This is a genomic window from Bacillus sp. BK450 (assembly GCF_004364885.1).
In the GTDB taxonomy this organism is placed as follows: Bacteria; Bacillota; Bacilli; order Bacillales; family Bacillaceae; genus Bacillus; species Bacillus safensis.
Map to the genome: position 1 here is coordinate 52855 of NZ_SOBQ01000004.1, position 13777 is coordinate 66631.

Below are 13777 nucleotides of genomic sequence, written 5' to 3' on the forward strand. Positions count from 1 at the left end.
TTAGACATGAACTGGAGAGTATATTTATTAGCCGTTTCTACTTTTGCGGTTGGATTAGTTGAGCTTGTGGTCGGGGGCATTCTGCCAAGTCTTGCAGAGGATTTGAATGTGTCTCTTGCAACAGCCGGACAGCTCATTACGGTATTTGCGATTGTGTATGCCATTTCAGCACCCGTGCTGCTGACCGCTACAGCCAAAATCGAACGAAAGCGTCTTTATTTAATCGCGTTATTGGTGTTTACATTAGGGAATGTGTTCACTTATTTTAGTTCGACCTTTGCCCTTGTCATGATATCAAGGGTGTTGATTGCGATGAGCACAGCGCTTGTGGTGGTATTATCTTTGACGATCACTGCCAAATTAGTGGAACCAGCGCATCGTGCAAAGGCTTTAGGGCTGATTTTTATAGGAATTAGCTCCTCACTTGTTCTCGGTGTACCGATCGGTATTTTTATTACAGAGAGCTTTGGCTGGAGAGTGATGTTTTTAGGAATCAGTATTCTTTCTGCCATATCGATGGTGCTGATCTATTTTCTATTAGAAAAAATGCCTGTTGAAAAAGTGACGCCTCTTAGAGAGCAGATTCGTTCTTTAGGGCATCCGAAAATTTTTAGTGCACACTTGATCAGTTTGTTTATGCTTGCAGGCCATTATATGCTTTATTCTTATTTCACTCCATTTCTGATGGAAGTTCTGCATATGACCCCGTTTTGGATTAGTATTTGTTATTTGATCTTCGGACTTGCGTCTATAGGCGGGAATGGATTTGGCGGCTGGCTGAGTGACAAACTGGGTTCAGGGAAAGCCATTTTGCTTGTGACAATCGTGTTTGCGGTTGTCATGTTTACCATTCCTTATACAGCGGGGGTGTTCGCGCTCTTTATGGTGATGGTTGTCCTTTGGGGTGCGCTCAGCTGGGCACTGACGCCTGCTTTGCAGAGTTATTTGATTCAAACAGATCCTGTCACGTCTGATATTCAGCAGAGCTTAAATACTTCGGCCTTGCAAATCGGCATTTCGATTGGATCAGCGGTTGGCGGAGTCATGTTTACGATGACCGGTTCATCTGTTGATCTGGCTAAATTCGGTGCTGTGTTTGTACTGATTGCCTTTAGCTGTGCGGTGATTTCGCTGAAGAGACCGCCGCTTTATATGGATCGTCAGCATCATGCTGAAAAGAAGACAAAGAGCTAAAATCAAGATCGTTTTAGCCCTTTGTCAACAATCTGTAGCTGCCTATCTTTAGGCAGCTTTTTTATGTTCATTTCAAAGGGAAAGTACCTTTCTATTCAAAGACGGCCATTTCGCCAATTGGTTGGAAGCCGGCACGCTGGTAAATATTTTTGCCGTCCGCTGAAGCTTGTAGGATGACACACTTTTGTTTATTCTCTGTCTGGGTCAGAAGGTAATGAAACATGTCACTGCCAAGTCCTTTTCCGCGGTGTTCTGCCTTTGTTATGACATCATAAATACCGTAGCTGTCGTTTGCCTCGAATAATAAGCCTGTTGTGACCGGCTTTTGGTGTTCATACCCCACAAACATGCGAGCTTTTGAGTGTAATGCTTCAATTGAAAAACGCTGGAAATAGTCTTCTAAGGCGGCGGCCTCAGTCGATCCTTTGAATAGTTCAATAAAGATATGTTTGTAATCAAAGAGTGTCTGCTCATCAAGTACTTCCTTGATTGTAAGTGATGAGGATGTGACTGGATCAATGTCACCTGTATGCTCAAGCATCATGATGGTATTGCGTTCGACCTCTTGAAGCTGATATTCCTTTAATAAATCAGCCCAATCAGGATGGAGTAAACGGTGATCGATCCATGTGCTGAAGATGAGTTTCTGTGACCGCATATGTTCAATGGCTGCTTTCACTTTTTTTGGATCTTGGATTTGAGCTGATGTTGGTAAGAGCAAATTGAACGTGTCAGTCGATATATGAGTATTTGATAGAACGAAATCGTCCGATGCAAGGAAGGCTCCGTTCACAGCAGAGGAAAACAGATGTATCTTTTCTTCTAACTGGTGAATGGCCATTTGTTGTTCAGGATTCATTTAGATCACCTTTTCATTATGATAAATTGGATGACATCCCCATGATTATAGCATGTGACAGGATGAGGAGAATCTAGTAAAAAAGTGCATATGCAATTTTCAGGTCTGATGTCCTATTATTTTACTCACATCGACATTTCTTTTGACTCCTTTCTTCATTATTAGTACCATTTTATTAACCAGTTAAGAGTGGAGGTTCAGATGGAAACTAAAGAGCAGATTGTATTAAAAGCGATTCAAGATCTGATTATGCATAGGGAAAAGAGACGGAATGATCCAACAGATCCACTGATTACCACGACTGATACACTCAAACAAGAATGGACACTCACACAGCTTCACATTTTATCGATGATTCAAGCCAATCCAAACGAATCAAATAATACATTTCTATCTCAACAGCTAAAACTATCAAAGCCAGCTATTACAAAGGCTGTGAAAAAACTAATTGAAAAAGGCATGGTGGACTATTGCCACCGGCAAGGTGATAAGAAATCTGTCTATTATTCTTTGACAGAGGAAGGTAAGCAATTGGCGGCGCTGCATGATGAACTACATGATAAAGCAGTCACGTCCTATTTAGAATTTCTTCAGCAGTTTCATGAGGATGAATTACAAGTGATTGAGCGCTTCTTAAAGGCTTGGAAAGAAAAGATATAGTTAAAAAACCGAAACCATCGCACAAAGGGAGATGATGGTTTCGGTTTTTTTATGGTAAAATTAACATATATTGACGTTGTTCTTAGCCATGATGAAAGGGAGGGAGCTCATTGGAGAAAGAAATAATAGAAAATTATAAAAAATACGCATTCATCATGCCATTCGTGGGATTGTTTGTCAGCTTGCTATTATTTGTTTATTTTTTTGGTATTGCAGGACCTGGAGAACCAATTTGGGCTGCTGCTTTGTATTGTGCTCTGCCCTTTTTGGTGAATACGATATGTTTCTTGCCTGTATGTATTTATTTTAAAGTCACCAAAAAAAATGAGGAACATACATGATTGTCGTCAGTGCCTGTCTTGCTGGGTTGAAGGTTCGTTATAATGGCAGTCATCGATTAGATCAGCGAATTGAGGAGCTTGTTCAGGAGGGAAAGGTGGTCACAGTTTGTCCTGAACTGCTTGGCGGCTTTTCCACGCCAAGGCCTCCCGCAGAAATCATTGGCGGAGACGGACATGATGTATTACAGGGCCTCGCCTCCGTGATTGATGTACATGGAAATGATGTCACGGAGATGTATGTAAAAGGCGCGAAGGCCGCGCTGGAACAGGTTCAGTCTCTGAAAGCGACGGCGGTTGTGTTAAAAGAGTACAGCCCTTCCTGCGGTAGCCGGATGATTTATCGCGGAGATTTTAACGGGGGGACAAAAGCTGGAGATGGAGTGACATCCGCCTTGCTTAAACAGCACGGAATTCAGGTATTTTCTGAGGAGGATGATTGGACTTCGTTGTTTTTATAGGTGTGGTGTGAATAGAAGGAGGAGTTAGGTTGAAAAAGTGGATGATTGGTTTAGTCGTCATTATTTTATTAGGAATTGGTATTTATTTTATAATCAATGCAAAAACATACTCTTTTGATGATGTGGCCTCAATTGATCAGAACAAGGTGACTTCGATTCAAATTGAGCATGATAATGAGCGTGTTATGGTTGAAAAGAAAGAGGATATTCAAAAGCTGCTGAAGGAATTTTCGGGTATGAAATTAAAGAAAACGAATGAAACTAAAAAAACTTCAAAAGAGTCTTATTGGATCAGAGTGTATGAGAATGAGAAGGAAACATATGGTCTGACTTTTTACGATCAAACATTTTTAGAAACATATGATTTTTCTAAAACAAAAGATCAAACCAGCGAATATCAAATCGTTGACACCAATCAAGTTGATATAGGAAAATATATCAAATAGCTCAGCCAGAATTTTATGCATGATCAATCGAAAATTCGGGTATAGTGCTTGGTAGTTAAAAATGAAGCGGAGGTTTGTTTGATGAGTGGATTAACAGATACAGTCACATTAGCAAACGGAGTAAAAATGCCGAAGCTAGGCTTTGGCGTATGGCAGGTAAAAGATGGGGATGAGGCTGTAAATGCCGTCAAAGACGCTCTTGAAGCGGGCTACCGCAGCATTGATACAGCAGCCGCCTATCAAAATGAAGAAGGGGTAGGCAAAGCCATTCAGCAATCAGGCATCTCTCGCGATGATCTATTCATTACGACAAAGGTCTGGAATAATGATCAAGGCTATGAATCAACACTCGAAGCCTTTGAAACAAGTATGAACAAGCTGGGGCTAGATGTATTAGACCTTTATTTAATTCATTGGCCTGTTGAAGGCAAATATAAAGAAACATGGAAAGCGCTAGAGAAACTATATAAGGATGGACGCGTTCGAGCGATCGGAGTGTGTAATTTCCATCAGCATCATTTAGAGGATTTATTGGAAGAGGCAGAAGTTGTGCCAATGGTGAATCAAATTGAGCTGCATCCGAAGCTGACGCAGGAGCCTTTACGAGACTACTGCAAATCGAAAGGAATTCATGTTGAGGCGTGGTCGCCATTAGGAAGCGGGAAGCTTCTAAACCATCCTGTTCTCCAGGATATCGCGAAAAAACATGATAAATCAGTAGCGCAAGTGATTCTTCGCTGGGACTTGCAGCATGGCATTATCACCATTCCAAAATCTGTGACAAAGAGCCGAATCATCGAAAACACACAAGTCTTCGATTTCGAGCTGTCCGCACGTGAGATGGGTGTCATTGATCAGCTCAATGAAGATGAGCGCACAGGTCCAGATCCAGATAACTTTGATTTTTAATCGAAAGAAAAGCACAGGTGCGATGCCTGTGCTTTTTTTGTGCAGTTTTTTGATGTTGAAAGGCCTCAATGATTTGAATGGCGTCGATAATCTTTTCTTTACATAGTCTCCAATCAAACAATCGAATATATGAGAAGAAAGGCCCTTCCGTTTTATGGAATTGAGCCGCCGACATTGCCTTTAGGTATGTATTTCCTGTATGATAAAGAATGGTATGTTTTGATTAAATTTAAGAGGTGTTTATATAGATGGAAAAACAATATCGCGTTTTACTTTACTATCAATATGTCCCCATTGAGGACCCAGAGACGTTTACAGCAGAGCATTTAGCATTCTGTAAGGAGCTTGGTTTGTTAGGCCGTATCCTTGTATCAGCAGAAGGCTTGAACGGAACGGTTTCTGGAACCATTGAGCAAACGGACAAGTACATGCAAGCGTTAAAAGAAGATCCGCGCTTTGCGTCTATGCCGATCAAAATTGACGAAGCAGATGGACATGCGTTTAAGAAAATGCACGTCCGCCACCGGAAGGAACTCGTGAACCTCAGCCTTGAGGATGACGTGAATCCGTTAGAATTAACGGGGAAACATCTTAGCCCGGTCGAATTTTACGAGCAAATGCAATCACCTGATACGGTTGTGATTGATGCACGTAATGATTACGAGTTTGATGTTGGTCACTTTAGAGGGGCAGTCCGTCCTGATATTGAGACATTCCGTGAATTACCTGAGTGGATTCGTGACAATAAAGAGATTCTTGAAGGGAAAAAAATCCTGACTTATTGCACAGGCGGTGTACGCTGTGAGAAATTCTCAGGCTGGTTAAAGCGTGAAGGCTTTGAAGATGTCTCTCAGCTTGACGGCGGAATTGTCACTTACGGAAAAGACCCAGAAGTGCAAGGAAAGCTATGGGACGGTCAATGCTATGTGTTTGATAATCGCTTAACAGTACCAGTGAATCAAACAGAGCATGTGGTTGTCGGAAAAGATTTCTTCACTGGTGAGCCTTGCGAGCGTTATGTGAACTGTGCGAACCCTGCATGTAACCGTAAGATGATTGCCACTGAAGAGAGTGAGCATAAGTATATGCGCAGTTGCAGTCATGAATGCCGCACAAGCGAACGGAATTTGTATGTGAAACAACACAATTTATCTGAAGAAGAAGTACAAGAAAGACTAGCTGTCATTGAAAAAGAACAAGCGATTTCACAAGGATAGAGGGAATCCCCTCTATCCTTTTTTTCTATACCTGACGGGGATTAGAAGGTAGAGGAAGTCATTTCCTCTATCTTTTTTGTTTTGTTTTTTTCAAAATAAGGGTAAAGGTAGTTATTCAGTCTAATAGATTGAACAGGTGAAAAAGCGCTTTCTTTTGAAATAAGCATGTTCGACTATTTCAGAAAATGAAGAATTGAGAGATAATATAACAGGCGAAAAAATGAACAAAGGTAAAGGTTCAATAGAAGAAATATTTGCCAGTGAAATGAAAAGTGAGCTGCTTTGAAAGAAAGACGCTTGCTTGACACATGCTCTGTATTTTAATCGAAAGGTGTTATGAACATGAATCATTTGCATCGTAGGATGGGAACTTTCGCTTTAATGATGGTAGGTCTTGGCTCAATCATTGGTTCAGGATGGCTCTTCGGTGCTTGGCGTGCAGCTCAAATCGCCGGTCCTGCTGCTATTTTATCCTGGTTGATTGGGATGGTTGTGATTTTATTTATCGCTTTGTCTTATAGTGAACTCGGATCGATGTTTCCTGAGGCAGGCGGAATGGTGAAATATACGCAATATTCACACGGATCTTTTATTGGGTTTATTGCAGCTTGGGCGAACTGGATCGCCATTGTCTCCGTGATACCAGTTGAGGCGGTTGCTTCCGTCCAGTACATGAGCTCTTGGCCTTGGGAATGGGCAAAGTGGACATCCCATTTGGTCACCAAAGGGGTATTGACGACAGAAGGTCTTATGGTTGCCAGTGTGCTTCTAGTGATTTACTTTCTGCTTAATTATTGGACAGTTGGGTTATTTTCAAAAGCAAATACATTCATTACCGTGTTTAAAATTGTCATTCCAGGATTAACAATTGGTGCGCTCTTATTCGTAGGTTTTCATAGTGAGAATTTTACTTCTGGAACAAGTATTGCCCCTAACGGCTGGGCGAGTGTGCTGACAGCGGTTGCGACATCTGGGATTGTGTTTGCCTTCAATGGCTTCCAAAGCCCGATTAATATGGCCGGTGAGGCAAAAAATCCAGGCCGGTCGATTCCAATTGCCATTGTCGGATCGATTTTCATTGCAACTGTGATTTATGTCCTTTTACAAGTCGCCTTTATCGGTGCTGTTGATCCATCTATGATTGTGAACGGATGGGGTCATTTGAATTTCAACTCGCCATTTGCGGACCTTGCCATTGCGCTTGGGATTAACTGGCTTGTTTTGATTTTATATGCGGATGCGTTTGTGTCACCTTCTGGTACAGGAATTACGTATACTGCAACGACGTCTCGGATGATTTATGGAATGGAAAAAAACAAATACATGCCAAGTGTGCTTGGCCGTCTGCACCCTATTTACGGCGTGCCTCGTCCAGCAATGTTTTTTAACTTAGCCGTATCGTTTATCTTTCTGTTTTTATTTAGAGGCTGGGGTGTACTTGCAGAAATTATCTCTGTCGCTACACTCATTTCTTATTTGACTGGACCAGTGACCGTCATGACACTGAGAAAGACAGGGACAGATTTATATCGTCCGCTTCGAATAAAAGGACTCAGCATCATTGCTCCTCTCGGTTTTGTCTTTGCCTCATTGACACTGTATTGGGCAAGATGGCCGTTAACAGGTCAGGTGCTGTTCATTATTCTCATCGGTCTACCTATCTATTTTTACTATCAAGCAAAAGCGAAGTGGAAAGGCTTCGGCCGCAACTTTAAGGCGGGTGCTTGGATGGTTGTGTACCTGCTTGTGATGATGACGATTTCCTGCCTTGGCAGTGACAAATTCGGCGGTTATAACATCATTCATTATGGCTGGGACATGGCACTGATTACAGTGGTAGCTCTGCTATTTTATATGTGGGCACTCAAAAGTGGATATGAAACAGAGTTTTTAGAGGATGCGAAAAAAATCAATGATGAGCTGCGTGCTTCTCAGAAAGAAGCTGCAGCAACCAAAGAATAAAGAAACGGCTGCCTGAACACTCGGGGCAGCCGTTTTTATTTGGATGAAAGGTGCATCACATGCCGTTTCAGCCAAGTGGTAACGCCGCGCAAAACCGCCGCTGTGACAAGTGAAATGAGCACATATCTCCAAAGCTGGCCTAAGCCTTGTCCACTCAGCCAGAACACGATGCCTAGAATGATGAGGGTGAACATGAGCAAGAATAAAAATGATGCAGACCAGAAAAAAGCCTTCACAGAAGGTCACCTCCTCAGGAGTATTGTATGCAGGCAATTGAAGGATCAGACCAGCTATGAAAGGGTAGAATCATGGTGAAATCTATTGCAAAAGTCAGATAAAAACGCCAAGTGATTTGACAGTTGTGTTAAGATGAGAGCATATTTTGAGTAAAGTTGTTGGTCATAGACGGAGGTGTTTGGAAATGCAGATTCAAAAGGTTCTAAACAATAATGTCATTAGTGTCATAGATGAACATGGAAAAGAAATCGTTGTCATGGGCAGAGGCATCGCTTTCCAGCGACGTCCCGGGGACCCGGTGGACGAATCGTTGATTGATAAAGTCTTCCGCCTGGAGGATCATTCCGTTCACGAGCGGATGAAAATGCTGCTTCAAGAGGTTCCGTATGATGTGGTCAAGGTGACCGAAGAAATGATCCAATATGCACATACAAAGCTGAACCGAAGATTAAACGAAAGTCTGCATGTATCGCTGGCAGACCATATTCATTACGCCATCGAACGGCTGAAGAAAAATCATTTGATTGAGAATTCGCTTATTTGGGAGATTAAACGCTTATACAAAGATGAATTTCTTGTGGCAAAGGACTGTCTTGAGATGATTGAAGAGCGTCTTCATATTGAACTGCCTGAGGATGAAGCGGGCTTTATTGCCATGCATATCATTAACGCAGAGCTCAATGAGGATATGAATACGACGGTCAATATCACAAAGGAAGTCAATGCCATTCTCACCATTGTGAAATATCATCTCAACATGGAATTTGATGAAGACTCGCTTAACTTTTACCGTTTTCTCACGCATTTGCGCTTTTTCGTCCAGCGTCTGATTAACGAAACACTGCTTGTCAGCGAAGATCAGGACTTATATCAGCTGATCAAAGTGAAATATCCGAAAGCATACGATTGCGCAAAGAAAATCGCAGAATATGTCTATCAAACCTATCACCGAGATCTCACATCAGAGGAGATGCTGTATCTATCCATTCATTTGAATCGACTGATCAAACGAGAAAAATAAAGATAGATTTTAAAAGAAAGCGTTGACATGAGAAAAGGTGAGTGGTACTATTTGCTCATAAACATAAAAGAATACGGTTTCACAATGATCGTCTTAGAGGATTGTGACTGTTCGGCAGGCAAAACCTAAACGTTCACTGAAAAAGCGCAACAGCAAGCTGCGACTATTTTTGGTGCCCGTTTAGGTTTTTATTTTGCCCAAAAACGTATTTTTTTGAAAAAAAGGGGGTTTTTGCATGAGTTATCGTCAATTAGCAGAAGACATTATTAAACACATTGGTACAGAGAAAAACGTCCATTCATTGGTGCATTGCGCCACAAGGCTTCGTTTCACCTTAAATGACAGATCAAAAGCAGATAAAGCGGCCATTGAAAAATTAAATGGCGTCGTTACCGTTATGGAAAGCGGCGGCCAATTTCAAGTGGTCATTGGCAATACCGTACCAGAGGTATATCGAGAAATTGGAGAGTTTACGAATCTATTAGAGGATTCCGCTGCTTCATCTGCAAAATCAGGTGATGAGAGCACGAGCCTTTTCGGGAAATTCGTCGACATTGTATCGGGGATTTTCACACCACTTCTCGGTGTCATGGCGGGTGCAGGTATTTTAAAAGGTCTATTAGGCATCTGTATCAATGCGAAATGGTTATCTCCTGAAGATACATCGTATCAAATTTTATTTGCTGCATCTGACAGCTTGTTCTACTTCCTGCCATTATTGCTCGCATTCACTTCTGCTAGGAAGTTTAAAGCGAATCCGTTTGTCGCTGTGACGATAGCAGGTGCACTGATTTACCCAACCATTCAAGAATTGTCAAAAGGCGGCGGAGATGTGACATTCTTCGGGATTCCAGTCGTCTTAATGTCTTATACATCTACGGTCATCCCAATCATTTTGGCAGTGTTTGTCATGGGATATATCGAACGTTTCTTTAACAAAGTCATTCATGAAAGTGTCAAAAACTTTATTACTCCACTGATTTTGCTTGTCACGGTTGTTCCGCTGACACTCATCGTATTCGGACCATTCGGTGTGTATGCAGGGAATGGCATTGCAGCTGTTTTGCTGAAAGTATTCTCCTTTAGTCCTACACTTGCAGGTGCTTTAATTGCGATGGCTTGGCAGATTCTTGTCATCTTCGGTATCCATTGGGGACTTGTGCCAGTGATTTTAAATAATATCGCAGTTCATGGGAAAGATCATATCAAGCCGGCCACTGCGCCAGCTGTATTCTCACAAGCCGGTGCTTCCATCGGTGTTATGCTGAAAACAAAGAATAAAAAACTGAAATCATTGGCTGGATCGACAGCAGTTTCTGCTGTGTTTGGGATCACAGAGCCAGCTGTATACGGGGTCACACTTCGTTTGAAAAAACCATTTATTGCAGCCGTTATCTCTGCTGGGGTCGGCGGTGCGATTATCGGTTATTCACAAAGTATTGCAATTGCGTCAGGCCTTCCAAGTTTACTGACACTGCCGATTTTCTACGGTCAAGGATTTACAGGGTTCATCATCGGTATCTCGGTCTCGTTCGTCCTTTCGATCATCTTAACTTATTTGATTGGATTTAAAGATCCAGTAGATGAAGATGCAACGCCGGCAGCCGCTTCTGCTCCGGTAATTGAAAACGAACATGGGGTCAAAGCCGCTCATGTGAAAAGTCCTTTAAAGGGCGAGGTCATCAAGCTGGAGGAAGTGCAGGATAAGGCATTCTCATCTGGTGCACTAGGAAAGGGCGCAGCCATCATTCCATCAGAAGGAAAGCTGTTTGCACCAGTATCAGGAGTTGTAACAACGGTGTTCCCAACTGGACATGCGTATGGTCTAACCTCAGAAAGCGGAGCAGAGGTACTCATTCACATCGGACTGGATACCGTACAATTAGGCGGAAAGCATTTTACCCCGAAGGTTGCTCAGGGGCAAACCATCACAGAAGGCGAACTGCTTGCTGAGTTTGACATAGAAGCCATCCAAGCTTCAGGCCTGTCAGTCACAACACCTGTCATTATTACCAATTCAGGTGAGTTTAGCGATATCATTGAAACGGAAGAGAAACAAATCACACCAGGCCAATCATTTTTACATCTAGTTTAATCAAAAGGAGGAAGAAATCATGAGATATTCAACACTAGCATCATTTCCAAAAGACTTTTTCTGGGGCGGATCTACTTCCGCCTATCAGGTAGAGGGTGCGTGGAACGAGGATGGCAAGGGGCCTTCTGTCATTGACATGAGAGCAAGTTATCCTGAAGGGACAACGGATTTTAAAGTCGCAAGCGATCACTATCACCGTTATAAAGAGGATGTGAAGATGTTTGCAGAAATGGGCTTGAAGGCTTATCGCTTTTCCATTGCGTGGACACGGATCATTCCAGATGGAGATGGGGAAATCAATCAAAAGGGGATTGAATTCTATCATTCTCTCATCGATGAATTGCGCCGCTATGACATTGAACCAATCGTGACAATGTATCATTTTGACCTGCCTCATGCACTTCAAGTAAAGGGAGGATGGTCTAACCGCGGGACAGTGGATGCGTTTGAACGCTATGCAGAGGTGCTATTCAAGGAGTATGGTCAGAAGGTGAAATATTGGCTGACCATTAATGAACAAAACATGATGATCTTACATGGATCAGCGCTCGGTACACTTGATCCAAATTTAGAAAATCCGAAAAAAGAACTGTACCAGCAGAATCATCATATGCTCGTTGCACAGGCAAAAGCGATGACGCTTTGTCACCAAATGCTGCCTGAAGCGAAAATTGGACCAGCGCCAAACATTGCGCTCATTTATCCGGCTTCTCCAAAGCCTGAAGATGTGCTTGCTGCGGCGAATTACAATGCGATCCGCAACTGGCTTTATCTTGATATGGCCGTGTTCGGACGTTATAACAACCTTGCTTGGGCGTACATGAAAGAAAAAGACATTCTTCCTGTCATCGAAGAGGGAGATATGGATATTTTGAAAAGCGCGAAGCCAGACTTCATTGCCTTTAACTACTACACCTCACAAACGGTTGAAGCGAGTAAAGGAGATGGCAACGACGAATTTGCACGCGGTGGAGATCAGCATTTGAAATCCGGTGAAGATGGCGTCTACAAAGGCGGCAACAACCCATTCTTAAGCAAAAATGCGTTTGGCTGGGAGATTGACCCTGTCGGCTTCCGTTCAACGATGCGCGAGATTTATGACCGCTATCAGCTGCCGCTTATTATCACGGAAAACGGATTGGGTGCATTCGACAAGTTAGAAGAAGATGGATCAATTCAGGATGATTATCGAATTGATTATTTAGAAAAACATATCGAGCAAATCAAATGGGCAATCACAGACGGCGTCGAGGTATTCGGATACTGCCCGTGGTCAGCCATCGACTTAATCAGCACACATCAAGGATGCTCCAAGCGCTACGGGTTCATCTACGTCAATCGCGACGAATTTGACCTAAAAGACCTTAAAAGAATTCGCAAAAAGAGCTCTTATTGGTATGAAACCTTGATTCAGCAAAATGGAGACAACATCGGGAAATAACGATAAAAAAGCCAATCACCTTATGCGGGTGGCTGGCTTTTTTTCGTTCATTTTATTGGAAAGATTATATTGTTCGAGTTGTTCTAACATGATAGTCTGATGATATATTGTAAAAATTGGATAAAAATCCATTATCAGAAAGGGGTTGTTTATATGATGACGATTTTTTTTATGTTCTTCACATTGTTTTTGATTTTTTATGGTTTGAATTATATAGGACAGAAATTAATTGCGAAGGAATATCCAATGAACCATGGATTGATTGTGACGCTGTCAGCTGTGGAAGGTATTCTTGTTTTCGTCATTGTTGGTGTGAATGCGAAATTTCCGTTTTTATTTACAGTACTTATGTCTGTTCACATCTAACTCTCTACTATTATTATACCCCGAATTTAATGAAATTTATAGACTGTTTCTCGCCCATATCTAGCCGTATACTGTTATACGCAAGTCAAAAACGATGAGGGGTGTGGCTGTATGAATGACAAGCAAAAGGTGTTAGATCCCGGGCCATTTTTTCATGGGACCAAAGCGGAATTGAAGATTGGAGATCTGCTTGAACCGCTGCATTTATCCAATTATCAGGATAAAAAATCGAACCATATTTATTTCACCGGAACACTAAACGCGGCCAAATGGGGTGCTGAATTAGCTAGGTCTGATGCGAAAGAAAGAATTTATATTGTAGAACCGTTAGGCGAGTTTGAAAATGATCCAAATGTGACTGATAAAAGATTTCCTGGCAACCCAACACGTTCTTATCGATCGAAATCTCCGTTGAAAATAGTCGCAGAATTAGGTTCTTGGGAAAGACATTCCGATGAAGAAATCAATCATATGCTGAGCTCCTTAAAAAAATTAAGTGAAGAGGGAAAAAATGTCATCTACGATTGATGATGTATATCTAAATAAAAAGGCCGCCTCATGAACTGGGCGG

The 13777-nt window shown here is 42.1% G+C and carries 15 protein-coding genes; 13 read left to right on the forward strand and 2 right to left on the reverse strand.

Translation table 11 applies throughout. The features are described from left to right. The first annotated feature begins 6 nt into the window (after positions 1 to 6). Positions 7 to 1194: an MFS transporter gene (locus tag EV579_RS14545; RefSeq protein ID WP_133744693.1), complete on the forward strand. Its 1188-nt coding sequence runs from the start codon at positions 7 to 9 to the stop codon at positions 1192 to 1194. 91 nt (positions 1195 to 1285) lie between these two features. Here the strand turns inward: EV579_RS14545 and EV579_RS14550 are convergent, their stop codons facing one another. Continuing rightward, complete coding sequence (locus tag EV579_RS14550; RefSeq protein WP_133744694.1) at positions 1286 to 2053, reverse strand: GNAT family N-acetyltransferase; 768 nt, start codon at positions 2051 to 2053, stop codon at positions 1286 to 1288. 201 nt (positions 2054 to 2254) lie between these two features. Here EV579_RS14550 and EV579_RS14555 point away from each other — a divergent pair, with 201 nt between their 5' ends. The 7 genes from EV579_RS14555 to EV579_RS14585 all read left to right on the forward strand — a co-directional run bounded on the left by EV579_RS14555 (position 2255) and on the right by EV579_RS14585 (position 8046). Next, a complete protein-coding gene (locus tag EV579_RS14555; protein ID WP_044333447.1) occupies positions 2255 to 2713 on the forward strand; it encodes a MarR family transcriptional regulator in 459 nt (152 codons plus the stop codon). Positions 2714 to 2823: 110 nt separating this feature from the next. After that, positions 2824 to 3054 carry a hypothetical protein gene (locus tag EV579_RS14560; protein ID WP_044333449.1) on the forward strand — a complete coding sequence of 77 codons (231 nt, stop codon included), beginning with the start codon at positions 2824 to 2826 and terminating at the stop codon, positions 3052 to 3054. Then, positions 3051 to 3512, forward strand: coding sequence for a 2-thiouracil desulfurase family protein (locus EV579_RS14565; RefSeq protein WP_044333451.1), 462 nt, complete (start codon positions 3051 to 3053; stop codon positions 3510 to 3512). The genes EV579_RS14560 and EV579_RS14565 overlap by 4 nt, the downstream gene beginning before the upstream one ends. Positions 3513 to 3541: 29 nt before the next feature. After that, a complete protein-coding gene (locus EV579_RS14570) occupies positions 3542 to 3958 on the forward strand; it encodes a DUF5301 domain-containing protein (protein ID WP_044333453.1) in 417 nt (138 codons plus the stop codon). Positions 3959 to 4039: 81 nt separating this feature from the next. Beyond that, complete coding sequence (locus EV579_RS14575) at positions 4040 to 4867, forward strand: aldo/keto reductase (RefSeq protein WP_034283114.1); 828 nt, start codon at positions 4040 to 4042, stop codon at positions 4865 to 4867. A gap of 248 nt (positions 4868 to 5115) precedes the next feature. Then, positions 5116 to 6084, forward strand: a complete 969-nt coding sequence (trhO, locus tag EV579_RS14580) for an oxygen-dependent tRNA uridine(34) hydroxylase TrhO (RefSeq protein ID WP_024424412.1) — start codon at positions 5116 to 5118, stop codon at positions 6082 to 6084. 342 nt (positions 6085 to 6426) lie between these two features. Further along, entirely contained in the window at positions 6427 to 8046 is a 1620-nt protein-coding gene (locus EV579_RS14585; protein WP_034283122.1) for an APC family permease, read from the forward strand. A 35-nt stretch (positions 8047 to 8081) separates the two neighbouring features. On the opposite strand, the gene EV579_RS14590 is transcribed toward EV579_RS14585, so the two are convergent. Then, positions 8082 to 8282 (reverse strand): hypothetical protein, encoded by a 201-nt coding sequence (locus EV579_RS14590; RefSeq protein WP_024424410.1) that lies wholly within the window; start codon positions 8280 to 8282, stop codon positions 8082 to 8084. 185 nt (positions 8283 to 8467) lie between these two features. On the opposite strand from EV579_RS14590, the gene licT reads away from it, so the two are divergent. The 5 genes from licT to arr all read left to right on the forward strand — a co-directional run bounded on the left by licT (position 8468) and on the right by arr (position 13734). Next, on the forward strand, positions 8468 to 9304 hold the full coding sequence (licT, locus tag EV579_RS14595; protein WP_024424409.1) for a BglG family transcription antiterminator LicT: 837 nt from the start codon (positions 8468 to 8470) through the stop codon (positions 9302 to 9304). Between the two features lie 235 nt (positions 9305 to 9539). Further along, entirely contained in the window at positions 9540 to 11399 is a 1860-nt protein-coding gene (locus tag EV579_RS14600; RefSeq protein WP_133744695.1) for a beta-glucoside-specific PTS transporter subunit IIABC, read from the forward strand. Positions 11400 to 11418: 19 nt separating this feature from the next. After that, positions 11419 to 12840, forward strand: coding sequence for a glycoside hydrolase family 1 protein (locus EV579_RS14605; RefSeq protein ID WP_041106167.1), 1422 nt, complete (start codon positions 11419 to 11421; stop codon positions 12838 to 12840). A 153-nt stretch (positions 12841 to 12993) separates the two neighbouring features. Further along, the gene (locus tag EV579_RS14610; RefSeq protein WP_024427440.1) at positions 12994 to 13206 is read left to right on the forward strand and encodes a hypothetical protein; all 213 of its coding nucleotides are present in this window, start codon (positions 12994 to 12996) and stop codon (positions 13204 to 13206) included. A gap of 111 nt (positions 13207 to 13317) precedes the next feature. Next, positions 13318 to 13734 carry an NAD(+)--rifampin ADP-ribosyltransferase gene (gene arr / locus EV579_RS14615; protein WP_024424404.1) on the forward strand — a complete coding sequence of 139 codons (417 nt, stop codon included), beginning with the start codon at positions 13318 to 13320 and terminating at the stop codon, positions 13732 to 13734. Positions 13735 to 13777: the final 43 nt, after the last annotated feature.